The 14,699-nt window shown below is 63.0% G+C and carries 15 protein-coding genes and 1 tRNA gene; 6 read left to right on the plus strand and 10 right to left on the minus strand.

Annotated features, from left to right (window positions below):
- Nucleotides 1–4: 4 nt before the first annotated feature.
- Together ACP2YP_RS01550 and trxA are read right to left on the minus strand one after the other, a co-directional pair.
- The gene (locus tag ACP2YP_RS01550) at nucleotides 5–682 is read right to left on the minus strand and encodes an LON peptidase substrate-binding domain-containing protein (protein ID WP_426426443.1); all 678 of its coding nucleotides are present in this window, start codon (nucleotides 680–682) and stop codon (nucleotides 5–7) included.
- A gap of 104 nt (nucleotides 683–786) precedes the next feature.
- On the minus strand, nucleotides 787–1,710 hold the full coding sequence (gene trxA, locus ACP2YP_RS01555) for a thioredoxin (RefSeq protein WP_426421899.1): 924 nt from the start codon (nucleotides 1,708–1,710) through the stop codon (nucleotides 787–789).
- A gap of 273 nt (nucleotides 1,711–1,983) precedes the next feature.
- Here trxA and ACP2YP_RS01560 point away from each other — a divergent pair.
- Nucleotides 1,984–2,058 (plus strand) — tRNA-Gly (locus tag ACP2YP_RS01560).
- Nucleotides 2,059–2,199: 141 nt separating this feature from the next.
- Here ACP2YP_RS01560 and ACP2YP_RS01565 read toward each other — a convergent pair.
- Genes ACP2YP_RS01565 through ACP2YP_RS01575 form a run of 3 tightly spaced genes read right to left on the minus strand, consistent with a single transcriptional unit; the run spans nucleotide 2,200 to nucleotide 3,115 of the window.
- On the minus strand, nucleotides 2,200–2,589 hold the full coding sequence (locus ACP2YP_RS01565) for a hypothetical protein (RefSeq protein WP_426421900.1): 390 nt from the start codon (nucleotides 2,587–2,589) through the stop codon (nucleotides 2,200–2,202).
- A 52-nt stretch (nucleotides 2,590–2,641) separates the two neighbouring features.
- Entirely contained in the window at nucleotides 2,642–2,851 is a 210-nt protein-coding gene (locus tag ACP2YP_RS01570) for a nucleotidyl transferase AbiEii/AbiGii toxin family protein (RefSeq protein ID WP_426421901.1), read from the minus strand.
- Between the two features lie 3 nt (nucleotides 2,852–2,854).
- On the minus strand, nucleotides 2,855–3,115 hold the full coding sequence (locus ACP2YP_RS01575; RefSeq protein ID WP_426421902.1) for a hypothetical protein: 261 nt from the start codon (nucleotides 3,113–3,115) through the stop codon (nucleotides 2,855–2,857).
- 150 nt (nucleotides 3,116–3,265) lie between these two features.
- Between ACP2YP_RS01575 and ACP2YP_RS01580 the strand changes: the two genes are divergently transcribed.
- The 3 genes from ACP2YP_RS01580 (at nucleotide 3,266) to ACP2YP_RS01590 (ending at nucleotide 6,701) form a co-directional block, all read left to right on the plus strand.
- Nucleotides 3,266–4,252 (plus strand): NAD-dependent epimerase/dehydratase family protein, encoded by a 987-nt coding sequence (locus tag ACP2YP_RS01580; protein ID WP_426421903.1) that lies wholly within the window; start codon nucleotides 3,266–3,268, stop codon nucleotides 4,250–4,252.
- Between the two features lie 382 nt (nucleotides 4,253–4,634).
- Entirely contained in the window at nucleotides 4,635–5,912 is a 1,278-nt protein-coding gene (locus ACP2YP_RS01585) for a PQQ-dependent sugar dehydrogenase (RefSeq protein WP_426421904.1), read from the plus strand.
- A 195-nt stretch (nucleotides 5,913–6,107) separates the two neighbouring features.
- A complete protein-coding gene (locus ACP2YP_RS01590) occupies nucleotides 6,108–6,701 on the plus strand; it encodes a c-type cytochrome (RefSeq protein ID WP_426421905.1) in 594 nt (197 codons plus the stop codon).
- A gap of 51 nt (nucleotides 6,702–6,752) precedes the next feature.
- Here ACP2YP_RS01590 and panE read toward each other — a convergent pair whose 3' ends face one another.
- From panE to ACP2YP_RS01610, 4 genes are all read right to left on the minus strand, one after another.
- The gene (gene panE, locus ACP2YP_RS01595) at nucleotides 6,753–7,679 is read right to left on the minus strand and encodes a 2-dehydropantoate 2-reductase (RefSeq protein WP_426421906.1); all 927 of its coding nucleotides are present in this window, start codon (nucleotides 7,677–7,679) and stop codon (nucleotides 6,753–6,755) included.
- Nucleotides 7,680–7,790: 111 nt separating this feature from the next.
- Nucleotides 7,791–8,399 carry a 2-hydroxychromene-2-carboxylate isomerase gene (locus ACP2YP_RS01600; RefSeq protein WP_426421907.1) on the minus strand — a complete coding sequence of 203 codons (609 nt, stop codon included), beginning with the start codon at nucleotides 8,397–8,399 and terminating at the stop codon, nucleotides 7,791–7,793.
- 102 nt (nucleotides 8,400–8,501) lie between these two features.
- Nucleotides 8,502–9,851, minus strand: coding sequence for an MATE family efflux transporter (locus tag ACP2YP_RS01605; RefSeq protein ID WP_426421908.1), 1,350 nt, complete (start codon nucleotides 9,849–9,851; stop codon nucleotides 8,502–8,504).
- Between the two features lie 86 nt (nucleotides 9,852–9,937).
- The gene (locus ACP2YP_RS01610) at nucleotides 9,938–10,534 is read right to left on the minus strand and encodes a DUF2239 family protein (RefSeq protein WP_426421909.1); all 597 of its coding nucleotides are present in this window, start codon (nucleotides 10,532–10,534) and stop codon (nucleotides 9,938–9,940) included.
- Between the two features lie 144 nt (nucleotides 10,535–10,678).
- On the opposite strand from ACP2YP_RS01610, the gene ACP2YP_RS01615 reads away from it, so the two are divergent.
- Nucleotides 10,679–11,344 (plus strand): glutathione S-transferase family protein, encoded by a 666-nt coding sequence (locus ACP2YP_RS01615; RefSeq protein WP_426421910.1) that lies wholly within the window; start codon nucleotides 10,679–10,681, stop codon nucleotides 11,342–11,344.
- Nucleotides 11,345–11,418: 74 nt separating this feature from the next.
- Here ACP2YP_RS01615 and ggt read toward each other — a convergent pair whose 3' ends face one another.
- The gene (ggt, locus tag ACP2YP_RS01620) at nucleotides 11,419–13,170 is read right to left on the minus strand and encodes a gamma-glutamyltransferase (RefSeq protein WP_426421911.1); all 1,752 of its coding nucleotides are present in this window, start codon (nucleotides 13,168–13,170) and stop codon (nucleotides 11,419–11,421) included.
- A gap of 100 nt (nucleotides 13,171–13,270) precedes the next feature.
- Here ggt and ACP2YP_RS01625 point away from each other — a divergent pair, with 100 nt between their 5' ends.
- Nucleotides 13,271–14,656 carry an MFS transporter gene (locus ACP2YP_RS01625; protein ID WP_426421912.1) on the plus strand — a complete coding sequence of 462 codons (1,386 nt, stop codon included), beginning with the start codon at nucleotides 13,271–13,273 and terminating at the stop codon, nucleotides 14,654–14,656.
- Nucleotides 14,657–14,699: the final 43 nt, after the last annotated feature.

Here is a 14,699-nt window from a genome sequence, read left to right on the forward strand (position 1 = left end):
GCCGTCACTGCAACGGCGGATCGCCGCTGGTGCGCTTCTTGGCGAGGTCCATCTCGGTCACCGCGATTAGGATCTCGGCGCGGGTTTTCAGATCGGGCGCTTCGAGCATCGCCTGCTTCTCGGCGGGGCCGTAAGGCGACATCATCGCCAGCGCGTTGACCAGCGCCTCGTTGGGCGCGCTCTCGACCCCTTCCCAGTCGACCTTGAGATTGTTGGCCTTCAAAAAGTCCGCAAGCACCGTCAGCAGCGCCTCGCGATCGACCGCCTCCTCGCCCATGCGCGCGGTGAAGTCGTCGACGAAGGCGAAGAAGTCGACCTTGCACTGCCTGTAGGCGGTGAGCACCTCGAGCTCCTCGAGCACCTTGAAGCGTGCGACCCCGGTGAGCTCGAGGATGTAGCGGCCGTCGCCGGACTCGGCGAGTTGGGTGATGCGGCCGACGCAGCCGACCCGGAACAGCGTCGGCTTGTCGGAGTTCTTCGGCGAATGCGCGATGTCGGGCTGGATCATTCCGATCAGGCGATGACCATCGCGAAGACTGTCGTCGACCATCGCCAGATAGCGCGGCTCGAAGATGTTGAGCGGCATCTGGCCACGCGGCAGCAGCAGCGCGCCCGGCAGCGGAAACACCGGAATGATCTCCGGAAGGTCGGCGGGCCCGCGATATTCGATGTTGAGCGGCATCTGGTCCCCGCGTGGATAGAGCATGATCCGGACCCGGAGGGCCGCGTTAGCGCAAAGTGTGCAGCGGTTTTCCGATTAGATCATGCTCAAACAAATCATCGCGCTTACGAAAACAGGATGGTCGACAATCGCTTGCGTCCCTCGATGGTTGCTTCGTCCGCCCCGCCCCAGGCCTCGAAGAACTGCACGAGCTGCTTGCGGGCGCCGTCGTCGTTCCATTTGCGGTCGCGCTTGACGATCGCGAGCAGCTGCTCGGTGGCGGCGGCCCGGTTGCCTTGTGCGTTCAGCGCGGTCGCAAGGTCGAACCGTGCCTGATGATCGAGCGGATTTGCGGCGACTTTCTGTTCCAGTTCAGTGACCGGCCCGAGCGCTTGCGCCTGCTCGGCGAGGTCGATCGCGGTCTGCACGGCCTTCACCGCGGGATCGTTGCGCTTGGATTCCGGCACCATGGCCAGGGTCTGCTTGGCCTGCTCCATTGCACCGGAAATGGCGTAGCATTTTGCCAGCCCGGCCAGCGCCGCGATGTTGGTCGCTTCGTGCTGGAGAACTTCAGCGTAGATCTGCGCGGCCGCAGCTGCATCGCCCTCGGCGAGCACGGCCTCGGCCTCCTGCAGGATCTCGGCGATATTGGCCTCGCCCGGTGCCGTGACGCCCTTGGTCAGCTTCTCGATGAAGGCGTTGAGCTGGCTCTCGGGCACCGCGCCCATAAAACCGTCGGCGGGCTGGCCGTTGACGAAGGCGATCACGGCCGGGATCGACTGGATGCCCATCTGGCCCGGGATCGCCGGATGCTGGTCGATGTTCATCTTGACCAGCTTGACCTTGCCCTTGGCAGCCTTGACCGCCTTTTCCAGCAGGGGGGTGAGCTGCTTGCAGGGGCCGCACCATTCCGCCCAGAAGTCGATCAGCACCGGCTGGCGCTTCGATTCCTCGATGACGTCCTTCACGAAGGTCTGGGTGGTGGTGTCCTTGATCAGGTCGGCCGCAGCCGGGCCCGCCGCTCCGTTACCCTGGTCGATGATCGTCACGGGATCCCCTCGTCTGATATCTGGAATGGCGGGTCTTTAGCACGTCGCCATCGCATATGCTTCGCTGTCGGCCTAAAATTGGGCCGGGACGGCCGAATTTCAATCCACCGGCGCCGATTCGGCGGTTCCGGGGTACTTCGGGGCGATTCGGCCGGGTTCGGGCTCATATTGGGGCTCCGAAAGCGAATTGATGCCGCCGGTAGCTGTTGCATTCGCCGCCCGCTTTTGGCATACGACAGCCGTTGCCGGCGCGTCACGCGACCGACACAGGATGCGGGTGTAGCTCAGTGGTAGAGCACGACCTTGCCAAGGTCGGGGTCGAGGGTTCGAGCCCCTTCGCCCGCTCCAATTTTTCCCCAGCGTCCAAATGAGTTAACTACTCCACGCCCAAGGCGAGTCGCTGCACCGATTTCTGGTGTGAGTCGTTGCTCGAAGTCCCAGGGCTGTGACGAATGGGCACCAATCCGCAATTCACGGCCATTCGGTTGGTCATACAGCGCGAAGGAGATCTATGGTCCTTTCCAGCGCGACGTTCGCGATCGGCATATATGGGCCTTTGATCGAGAGCTGGTTGATCACTGCGCTGACAAAGTCAGGCTTCAGTCTGTCGATTGCGGCCAGCGTTCTTGTGACGTTATCGCGATAGCTGGCCAACTCCCTGATGATGGATTCCGCGTGCTTTTCGCCGGCCGCCGCGACGTCAAATATATCGCGCGGCGCGATGCTATCGCCCCGATGATAGATTTTCTTCGCAATGATTTCCGGGATTGTCTCCAAGAGGACCATTTCGCCCTCAACTGTCGCTCGCGTCGTCGGGGAGGAAGTCAGCGACGGTGCGACGATAAAATCGATCTCACCAAATTCAAAACCGAGCTTCAAGAGACGTACACCATCTCCTTTGTAGTCAGCAGGCCCAACCTCGAAATGGAAGTCATGCTTTTTGTGGATCGAGAAAGGGAAGAACTTGAGGGTCCGCGAGAAAGATATCGACATCGTGGCTTATCCGATGATCGATTTGCAGCATCATCGCTGTGCCGCCGCCGAACGTCCAACGATCGATGATTTCCCGTTCGGCGTTGACTTGCCGGATCATCGCACGGGCAATGCGAAACAGTTGCGCCCAATCTGATTGAGCGCTCATTTGTTACGCCGCAAGTGGATAGGACTGTCCCGAAAATTCGGCAAACGTCTTCGCTGCAGCAACCAATTGATCGTGGTTGATGCCATACATCTCGGCGAACGCGACTTGCAGTTCGGGTTCGACATCCCCAAAAAACGACGACATCGGACCGCAGGCTGCCTTCGCCGCAGAGGGATCCAGCAGACAATGGATGAGCCCCTGCGCGTCCAGCTTTTTGCTGTACGGCGCATTCACAGTCGCCAGAACTAGAATCGGGCTCTTCATCTGCGTCACTATCTAGGTACCCAATCAATATAGGACTGGCATGGGGGGAGTATCTACTCCACTCAGCTTGGATTCGGAGCAAGCATTACCTAAATACCTCGGACGGACCGTCGCTTCCGCCCCCTTGGGGCCGCTACATTTAGATCTCACATGACAATCCTGGTCACGGGCAGTGCCGGCCACCTCGGGGAGGCCATTCTCCGGACGCTTCGAGGGCGCGCGACGCCTGCGCGCGGGATCGATCTGAAGGCGTCGCCCTTCACCGATGCCACGGGCTCGATCGTCGATCCCGGCTTCGTCCGGGAGCAGATGGACGGCGTCACGGCCGTCATCCACTCCGCGACGCTGCATAAGCCGCATGTGGCGACCAACTCCAAGCAGGCCTTCGTCGACACCAACGTCACCGGCACGCTCAATTTGCTCGAGGCAGCGGTGGCCGCCGGCGTGAAGAGCTTTGTTTTCACCAGCACGACCAGTGCGTTCGGCTCGCAGCTCCGGCCGGAAGCCGGACAGGCGGCGGTGTGGGTCACCGAGGACCTGCCGCCGGTGCCCAAAAACATCTACGGCACGACCAAGCTGATGGCTGAAAATCTGTGCGAGCTGTTCTTTCGCGAGCGCGGGCTGCCGGTCGTGGTGTTGCGGACCTCGCGGTTCTTTCCGGAGGACGATGATGATCCCGCAATGCGGTCGGCATATCCGCTGGATAACGCGCAAGCCAATGAGCTGCTCTATCGCCGGCAGGATATAGCGGACGCGGTCAGCGCCCATTTGCTTGCTGTGGCGCGTGCGCCGGAGATCGGCTTTGGCTGTTACATCGTCTCGGCTACAACCCCGTTTGGACAGCAACATCTCGCGGCCCTCGCCCGCGATGCAGCCGGTGTCGTGCGCGAGCTGTACCCGGATTGCGCGCAGCTTTATGCGGCACGCGGCTGGCGGCTCTTCCCCGGGATCGACCGCGTCTATGTCAACGAGCGCGCGCGGCGCGAGCTCGGCTGGCATCCGGAATTCGATTTCGCCCATGTGCTGAGCAGCCTGCGCGAGGGGCGCGATTTCCGCAGCTCCCTTGCGCGCGAGGTGGGAGCGAAATTCTATCACGACACGCTGTTTGTGGATGGACCGTATCCCGTCGCCAAATAGTCGCCGCTTTTGTCAATTCGCACGATGTTTCAGATGTGTGGCCGGTGTCACCGCGCACCATCCGGCCTCGACCGTTCTACGGTGCATGGGGTTGTTTTCGCGATTTTGTATTGGTCGACCATTTCGCTGCCTGAAAATGAGGCGCACATCATCGCGATTTCGCGTTGCAGCGAGAGTGCTGCTATCGCCAAGAATGCGGCGAGAGAAAATCCATCTCAAGTTTTATTGAGCACAACTGCAGCGCATGCGACGCGCTTCTCACGGCTCGCAGATGTGCTAACCTTTTTGCGTCTGCCCTCTCGACAGACTCCGAACTTCGCCTACTCGCAACAGCAAAACAAAGAACGTGCAGCCCTCACGGCTGCCTTAGGGGAGTGACGCGATGAAATCGATGATCCATCGATCCGTGTTGGCGCTTGTGGCCGTGGCCCTTCTAGCCGGGACCAGCGTTGTCAGCGCGCAGCAACAGCAAGACAAAGACCGGGCTCTGAAGAAGTACGAATCCGGCACCAAGGAATTCTGGACCCATCCGCCGGATGACTGGTTCCTCGGCGACGAGACCGAGGCGCAGAAGGGCCTCGCGCCGCCCTCGGGTCCGCCGACCGGTGCTTCGGACGCCGAACTCGCGGCGATGATGAAGAAGATCAAGCTGCCGGCGGGCTTCAAGATCGAGGTCTACGCCTCCGGCGTGCTGGCCGCGCGACAGATGGCCTGGGGTGACAAGGGCACGCTGTTCGTCGGCTCGTTCGGCCTCGGCAACGTCTATGCCATCAAGGACAACAACGGAAAGAAGGAGGTCAAGACCATCCTCAAGGGGCTGAACATGCCCACGGGTCTGGCCGTCAAGGACGGTGCGCTCTACGTCATCGCTGTCGACAAGCTGATCCGCTACGACGACGTCGAAAACAAGCTCGACAATCTCGGCGAGGGCAAGGTCGTCTATGACGACATGCCGTCCTACGCCGCGCATGGCTGGAAGTACCTCGCGGCCGACAAGGACGGCTGGTTCTACATTCCGTTCGGACCGCCCTTCAATGTCGGCATCCCGCCGACCAGCGTGTCGCAGATCCGGCGTGTCGATCCCAAGACCGGTAACGCCGAAATCGTGGCGCTCGGCGTCCGCAACTCGGTCGGCGGCGACGTCGATCCGCGCACCGGCAAGTACTGGTTCACCGAGAATGCCCGTGACTGGGTCAGCGACGATCTGCCCTCGGACAAGCTGAACATGGTCTCGAAGATGGGAGAGCATTTCGGCTATCCTTACTGCCACCAGGGTGACCTGCCAGATCCGAAGTTCGCGATGGGCCACGAATGCTCCGAGTTCGCACCGCCCGTGCTGAACCTCGGCGCCCACGTCGCTCCGCTCGGCATGAAGTTCTATACCGGCGACCAGTTCCCCGCCGAGTACAAGAACAACATCCTGATCGCCGAGCATGGCTCCTGGAATCGTCACAAGTACCAGGGCGGCAATATCACGCGCGTGATCGTCGGGCCCGACGGCAAGAATCCCAAGCAGGAGGTGTTCGCCTCCGGCTGGATCGAGGGTGACCAAGGCTATCTCGGCCGCCCCGATGACATCATCCTTGCCAAGGACGGCTCGATCCTCGTCGCCGACGACTGGGCCGGCGCGATCTATCGCATCAGCTACAGCAAGAATTAGCGCGACATGACCAGGAGGCTGCGGTGGCCGAGCGGCGCCGCAGCCTCTCTCGTTTCAAAGTCTCATGCTGTCGTCCCGGATTGCGCGCAGTTGCGTGCAAGTCCGGAACCCATACCCACGAGCGTGGGTTATGGATTTTGGACTCGTGCTTCGCACGCCCCGGAATGACGCAGTCGATAGATCGGAATTCCCACCATGCGCCGGCATTTCATCTCGCACGCAATCAGCGCGGCTGCGCTTCTCACGCTTGGCGCCCTCTCCGCAAGCGCGGCCGACAATTCTGCCGTCCAGGAGAAGGCTGCGGTTTGCTCCGGCTGTCACGGCGAGAACGGTATCTCGCAGACCGAGAACATTCCCTCGCTGGCCGGTCAGCCCGATCAATTCCTGCAATGGCAGCTCGTGTTCTTCCGCGCCGGCTCGCGCAAGAACGAGCAGATGCAGCCCGTTGCGGCGGAGATCACCAACGAGGGCGTCCGCAGTCTCGGCGCTTATTTCGCGGCCATGACGCCGCCGAAGCCGGACGAGGACAAGGATCCGGACCTGTCGAAAAAAGGCGCGCAAGTTGCCGTCGGCCGCCGCTGCGCCTCATGTCACACGGATAGCTTCGCCGGCACCAAGGCCGTCGCGCGTCTGGCGGGTCAGCGCGAGGAATATCTGCTCAAAGCGCTGCAAGACTACAAGACCAGCCAGCGCGTCGGCGGCGGGGGCGCCGCGATGGCTGATGTCGCCTATCACATGAGCGATGAGGAAATCACGGCAGTCGCGCATTACCTCGCGTATTTCAAATAGGTCCCGGATCTGCGCTTCGCTTGTCCGGGACGACGGCGGAATGCGGGGCTGCTATCTACCCGCCCGTTGCTTCTCATACGCCTTGAGATGCGTGTAGGCGATGCGCAGTTTCGGTACTGGGACCTTGGCGGCGTCGGCGCGTGCGATGAGGTCGCCGATCACGTGATCGGCCTCGACCGGAAGACCCGCCTGGATGTCGCGGAACATCGAGGCCGTCATCGGCGAGCCCTCGGTCGTGAGATTGCCCTTCACGCGCTCGAAGAACGGTCCGCCCGGCGTGTAGCCGGACGCGGTGGCGATCGCGCTGGTCTCATCGAGCATGCCGAGCAAAAAGTCGCGGCCGCCGGGCGCGGCGAGGATGTTGCCGACGGAGGTGCGCATCAGGCTGGTGGACGCTGCGAGCGAGGACAGGAACACCCACTTCTCCCACATGTCCTGCATGATGTTCTGGCTGGCAGTGGCACCAACGATACCGCTCTTGAAGGCTTCGTCGATCGCCTTGACGCGATCCGACAATTTGCCGTCGCGCTCACCGTAATTGATCGACTGCATTGGCTGCAGCTGCACCACTTCGCGCTTCTCGTTCAAGGTCGCGGCGATGGCGCAGAGACCGCCGAGCACGCGCTCCTTGCCGAACTGGGCATCGAGCGTGTCGAGATGCTTCATGCCGTTGAGCATCGGGATGATCGCGGTGTTCGGGCCGACTGCGGCGGCGAACGATTTGATGGCATCGTCGAGGTCGAACGCCTTGCAGCTGAGGAGCACGACGTCGAATTTTTCCTTGAGCGCGTCGGCCTGAACGGTCGGCGGATTCTTCAAGGTCACGTCGCCATTCGGGCTCTTGATGACGAGGCCGTCGCTCGCGAGCTCGCTGGCGCGGCCCGGCCGGACCAGGAAGGTGACGTCGCGGCCGGCCTGTAACAGCCTGCCACCAAAATAGCCGCCGATGGCGCCGGCGCCGACCACGAGGATACGCATGGGAAAGTCCTTATTGTTGCTATTGGCGGTCTATCTATAGTCGCCCTTGCGCGCGAAGCGAAGCAACCCGGAATGTCGCCGCGATCACATTCTGTCGCCGGAGATGCGGGATTATTGTCCCAGCACCATCTCCTCGACCTCGCGCAGCTGCTCCTTGCCGAAAAACATCTCGTTGCCGACGAAGAAGGTCGGCGAGCCGAACGCGCCGCGGGCGACCGCCTCCTCGGTGTTCTTGATCAGCTTGCCCTTCACCTCCGGCTCCTGGGCGCGGGCGAACAACTTTTGGGCATCGAGACCCGAGGACGCCAGCGCCTTCGCCGCGACCTCGATATCGTCCATCTTCTTCGGCTCGCGCCACATATGGTGGAAGGCGGCGTCGACGTATTTCTCGAACACACCCTCGAGCTGCGCCGCGATCGCGGTGCGCATCAGGTGCAGCGTGTTGACTGGGAAGTTGGGATTGAAGACGTAAGGCTCGACCTTGAAGCGCTTGATGAAGCGCTCGGTCTCGACCTGCTGGAATTCGCGCTTGTTCTTGATGCCGGCGAGCGTTTCGGCCGGCGACTTGTTGTTGGTCGACTTGAAGATGCCGCCGAGCAGGATCGGCACATACTCGAATTTGACGCCGATGCGCTGCTCGATCGCCGGGATCGCCAGATGGCTGAGATAGGCGTTCGGGCTGCCGAAATCGAACAGGAATTGCGGGGCTGTGCGGGTCAAAATCGTTCTCCCTGACTTAACTTTTGAACTGGCTTTTCATCCATTGTGGCGCAGGGCGCGCCACAGGTCCACCGTTTAATGACGGTCATAATATCTCGACGATCAGATCAGGCGCCGGATCGCCTTCTTGCGCCACACCAGCAGATAGTAGCCCATCTGCAAGACGAACATGGCGCAAAACACGATCGGATAGGCGGCCCATACACCCGCAAGGCCGATCGCGCGGCTCAGGATCACCGCGGAGGGCAGCTCGATCGCGACAATGGCGAAGATCGACAGCAGCATCGGCGTCAGCGCCACGCCGGCGGCACGCATCGCGCCGGAGAACGTAGTCGCAAGGCCGAACGGCACCGAGCTCCACAACGCGACATAGAGTAAGTTTTTCGCCAGATCGAGCACGGCGCCATCAGTGATGAAGATGCCGAGCACGGCGCGCGGTGCGAGATAGATCAGCGCCACGAGCCCACCAGTCAGCACGAGGTTGAACGCAAGGCCCGTGCGGACGATTCCGTCGAGCCGCGCCCTGTCGCCGCCGCCGATCGCTTGCGCGCCGAGGATCGAGACCGCGATCGAGATCGACATCGCCGTGAACTGCGTGTAGCCCATCACCTGATTGACCGCGCCGTAAGCCGCCGTTGCGTCCGAACCGAAGCCGTTGACGAGGCCGAGCAGAACCAGCTCGGCGATCGCCATCACGACCATGCCGACCGCACTGGGTAATCCAATGCCAAGGATCTGTCCGATCACAGCGCGATTGAGCCGCACATGGCGCAGCAGTGCGACGTCCGGCGCGAGCGCGTGCTTCTTCCGCAGCAGGTAGACGGCCAGCACGACGAGCGTCACCGCGTTGGAGATCGCAGCCGCCCAGGCCGGGCTCGCAATGCCGAGCGCCGGCAGGCCGAACGCGCCGCGGATCAGCATCGGTGTCAGGACCAGGCCGATCGCAGTCGACAATGCCAGCGCCAGCAGCGGCGTCACTGCGTCGCCAACGCCGCGGATCATCGCCGTCATCAGCAGGAAGGTGAAGCCGAGCGGCATGGTCAGCAGCATGATGCGGGCATAGGCGCTTGACTGGTCGAGAATGTCAGCGGGCGTCGCGAGCGCCATCATCAATTGCCGGCTGAAGAGCCCGCCGATCAATCCGACAGACATCGAGAGCAGCAGGCCGACTGCGAGCGTGGTGCCGACGACGATTTTGATCCTGCCGTGCTCGCCCGCACCAAAGGCCTGGCCGATCAGTACGGTGGCGCCGGTGCTCAGGCCCATGACGAAGGCGAACAGGAAGAAAAACACCGGGAAGAATGTCGAGACCGCCGCCAGTGCGTCCACGCCGATCATCTGGCCGAGATAGACATTGCTGACGGTGCCGAACAGCGATTGCAGCGCGTTGCTCAGCATCAACGGTGCGAGGAAGCGCAGGAAGCTTTTCCAGAGCGGTTTTGGAGCGGACATGGATGTGCCTTTCATCAGGGCGAGCAAAGCCGTTGCCGCGCAAAGCACGCGCGGCCTGGCCGTTGATGGGTTGTTGGAGATCGCGCTTAGGCGCGGTCGCTATAAGCGAGCTTGACGATGTGGTCGCGGATGTCGGCCGGCCAGTCGGCGATCAGTCCGGTGAAGCGGCGCCGGTCATCTGCAAACAGTGCGCGCGAAGCTTCCTCGAACTGCGCCAGATTGCCGGCCATGGTCGACATGAAGTGATAGGCCGCATCGCGCGCCTGTCGCTCGCGATCCTTGTCGCCGCTGGCGCGCCGGGCCTCGTCGACGAGTTTTCGCAGTGCGACCGAAGCGCCGCCGGGCTGCGCGCCGAGCCACTCCCAGTGCCGCGGCAGCAGCGTCACCTCGCGCGCGACCACGCCGAGTTTCGGCCGGCCGCGGCCGCGCGGCTCGGCTGGCGGTGCGGTCTCCGCAACCGGCGGCGGGATCAGCTTCGCCAGACGCGCCAGCACTTCGCGATCGCCGCCGCGCAGATCGAAGTCGATCGATCGGCCCGTAGCGTCCTCGAAGATGATGATGGGCTCCTCCGGCCGTGCCGCCACCCGCTTGACGACCAGCGCGACCTCTCCTGCCGGGCCTGACGCGAGGCGGCGCTGCCCCTGGAAGGCGGTGAAAGTTTTTTGCATTGGAATCATTGCCATATCGATCGCGTTGGTGATTTAATACCCGGGTAAATTGCCCAAGTCAATATACCCGGGCGAAATTATCCGTCCGGATGGCTCGACATTGCGGTCCCGGGCTGGCACGAACGCCTGACCGACCACGCCTACCCCGGGGACCCTGCGATGCTGACCGTTCACCACCTCAACAATTCGCGTTCGCAGCGCGTGCTGTGGCTGCTTGAGGAGTTGGGCGTGCCCTACGAGATCGTGCGCTATCAGCGCCAGCCCGATATGCGTGCGCCGAAAGAGCTGCGCGCGATCCATCCGCTCGGCAAGTCGCCCGTCATCACCGACAATGGCAACACGATCGCCGAGTCAGGTGCGATCATCGAATATCTCATCGCGACCTACGGCAATGGTCGGCTGATCCCGCCGCCGAACACGCCGGAGCGGCTGCGCTTCACTTACTGGCTGCATTATGCCGAGGGATCGGCGATGTCGCCGCTGCTATTAAAACTGCTGTTCACGCTGATGCCGAAGCGCGCGCCGGCGCTGCTTCGTCCGCTGGTGCGCAAGGTCTCGAACCAGGCGCTGACCGCCCTGGTCAATCCGCAGCTCAAGCAGCACATGGACTATTGGGAGGGCGAGCTGGGAAAAAGCGAGTGGTTCGCCGGCAGCGAGTTCACCGCGGCCGATATCCAGATGAGCTTTCCGCTTGAAGCAGCCCAGGCGCGCGGCGGGCTCGAGCAAGGCCACCCCAAGGCCATGGCGTTCCTGGAACGCATCCATGCACGGCCGGCGTACAGCCGCGCGCTCGAGAAGGGCGGCCCGTACGAGGTGGGACGATAGCTATTTCGCCGTCATTGCTGGTTTACGCGGACCCGTGACGTCCCAGGAAACAACACGCCGATGCAGCGGACGGGCTACTGCCCCGCTGCCTCCGCGCCCCGCGTGCGCGGATCGGGCGCGCCGAGCGGACCGTTGGCCGTCACCGCGATCGAATTGGCGGAGGTTTGTCCCATCGGCTCGACGATGAGGTGACCTTTCGCCTTCAACTCGAACAGCACATCGTCGGGAAAGCCGCGCTCGACGCGCACTTCGTCCGGCAGCCACTGATGATGCAGCCGCGGTGCGGCCACCGCGGCCGCCACGTCCATCTTGTAGTCGAGCACGTTCACGATCACCTGGAGCACGGTCGAGATGATGCCGCTGCCGCCGGGCGAGCCCGTCACCAGCACGGGTTTGCCGCCCCGGAGCACGATGGTCGGCGACATCGACGACAGCGGCCGCTTGCCGGGGCCAGGCAGATTCGGCTCGTAGCCGACGAGGCCATAGGCATTGGAGGCGCCGACGGCGGCGGTGAAATCGTCGAGCTCGTTGTTGAGCAGCACGCCGGTGCCGTCGGCGACGAGGCCGACGCCGTAGCTGAAGTTCAGGGTATAGGTGTTGCTGACGGCGTTGCCGCTGCTATCGACGACGGAGAAATGCGTGGTGTTGCTGCCTTCGCGCGGCGCGGGCGGGGCGGAAACGATCTCTTTCGACGGCGTCGCGCGATCGGTCGAGATGCTCGCACGCAGCTTGGCCGCATAGTCTTTCGCCGTGAGCGCATCGATCGGCGCGTTGACGAAGGCGGGATCGCCGAGATAGCGCGCTCGATCGGCGTAGGCGCGCTTCATGGCTTCGATCAGCAGATGCAGCGATGCCGGTGAGCCCTGCTTCAGATCGGCGAGCTGAAAGCCTTCGAGGATATTGAGCGATTCCACCAGCACGACACCGCCGGACGATGGCAGCGGCATCGAGACGATGTCATAGCCGCGATAGGTGCCGCGCACCGGCGAACGGATCACGGCCTGATAGGCCTTCAGATCAGCCGGGGTCATGATGCCGCCGGCGTCGGACACGGCCTTGGCGAGCTTCTCCGCAACCGGACCCTCGTAGAAGCCGCGCGGTCCCTGCGTTGCGACACTCACCAGCGTGTCGGCGAGATCGCTCTGCACCAGCCTGTCGCCTTCGCCAAAGGGCGTGCCGTCGAGCTTTGCGAAAATCTTGGCCGAGGACGGCCAGCGTGCCAGCCGAGAGTACCAGCCCGGCAGGGTATCGGCGATATCGTCGGTGACGATAAATCCGTCGCGCGCGAGCACGATCGCAGGATCGAGCAATTGAGCCAGCGTGAACTTGCCCGAGCCATATTTCTCGAGCGCGAGCGCCAGGCCCGCGACCGTGCCGGGCACGCCGATGCCAAGTCCGGAATCGCGCGACTTGGCGGGATCAGGCTTGCCGTCGGGTCCAAGGAATATCTGCGCCGTGGTCGCCGCCGGCGCGGTCTCGCGATAGTCGATCGCGATGTCTTCATTGTGCTCGGCCGAATGGATCACCATGAAGCCGCCGCCGCCGATATTGCCGGCACGCGGATAAGTCACTGCCATCGCAAAGCCGGTCGCGACGGCCGCGTCGACGGCATTGCCGCCACGCCGCAAGATGTCGGCGCCGACCTGCGCAGAGATTCTCTCTTGCGCCACCACGATGCCGTGCTCGGCGGGGATCGCGTGCACCGTGTCGAGCGCCGGCGGGACATAGGACCGCCGCGCATCCTGCGCGGTTGCCGACGCAAGACCAAGCGCCAGAGCGGCGATAAGTGCGAAAAAACTCCGCCGGGTCGAAAATGATGACATCATCAAATTTCCGCTGGGCCTTCAGGCCAATTCAAACGTGTCGCTGTAATGCTATACGGTTTGCGCTAAGAGAGACAAAACTGTTTGTGATGAGGACTGCGTGATGACGACAATCGCCTCGGATGCGCGCATGGCCGACGCCCCGCGGACCTATCCGCCGCGCGCCGCGGTCGTCAGCTGGATCTTCTTCGATTGGGCCGCGCAGCCCTATTTCACGCTGATCACGACCTTCGTGTTCGCGCCTTATTTCGCCACCAGCATCGCGCCGGATCCCGCCACGGGCCAGTCGCTCTGGGGTTTTGCGATGGCAGCAGCTGGCATGGCGATCGCGCTGTTGTCGCCCGTACTTGGTGCCATCGCGGATGCCTCGGGCCGCCGCAAGCCATGGATCGCCGCGTTCGGGGCGGTGCTCGTGCTGGCCTCCTGCGCGCTGTGGATCGGCAAGCCTGGCGATCACGCCATCATTCCGCCGCTGCTCCTCGCGGTCGCGCTTGCGAGCGTCGGCGCGGAGTTCGCCACCGTCTTCAACAATGCGATGATGCCGACCCTGGTGCCGCCGGAGCGCATCGGCCGCCTCTCCGGCACCGGCTGGGCCACGGGCTATATCGGTGGCATTGTCAGCCTGATCATCGTGCTCGGCTTCCTCGCCGCCAATCCAGAGACCGGTCACACGCTGCTCGGCTTCACGCCGCTGTTCGGGCTCGATCCTGCCATGCACGAAGGCGATCGTGCTGCGGGACCGCTGACAGGGCTGTGGTTCATCATCTTCGTGACGCCGATGTTTTTGTTCACGCCGGATTATCCGGCGAAGCATCCGGTGCGCGAGGCGCTGCATGAAGGCCTGGCGGATCTGAAGCGATCGCTGAAGGATCTGCCGCAGCAGAAATCGCTCGCGGCGTTTCTGCTCGCCAACATGATCTACACGGACGGCCTGGTGTCGCTGTTCGCGTTCGGCGGCATCTATGCCGCAGGCACCTTCGGCTGGCACACGATCCAGATCGGCACGTTTGGAATCATCCTCGCCATCGCCGGCACCTTCGGTGCGTGGCTCGGCGGCAAGCTCGACGACTTCCTTGGTCCGAAGCGCGTCATCGCTGGCAGCATGCTGATCCTGCTGCTCGCGGTCGCGGCAATCCTGCTGGTCGACAAGGACAGCGTGCTGTTCGTCAAGGTCGCGCCACCAGAGCCGGGCGGCCCGATGTTCGCTGCCGCCGCTGAGCGTGCCTATATCGTGCTGGGCTGCCTGATCGGCGCGGCTGGCGGCCCGCTTCAGGCCGCCTCACGCACGCTCCTGATCCGCCTCGCGCCGAAGGATCGGATCGCGCAGTATTTTGGTCTGTTCGCGCTGACCGGGAAGGTGACGTCCTTCATCGGACCGCTTCTGATCGGCGTGATCACCGCGGCAACCGCGAGCCAGAAAGCCGGCATGGCCGTGCTGGTGGTGTTTTTCGTCGCGGGGTTGGTGCTGCTGATGCGGGTGCGGGAGTAGCCGCACTAGGCAAATCCCGTCTCCGTCATTGCGAGGAGCGAAG

This window comes from Bradyrhizobium genosp. A, from assembly GCF_049949275.1.
Classification (GTDB): domain Bacteria; phylum Pseudomonadota; class Alphaproteobacteria; order Rhizobiales; family Xanthobacteraceae; genus Bradyrhizobium.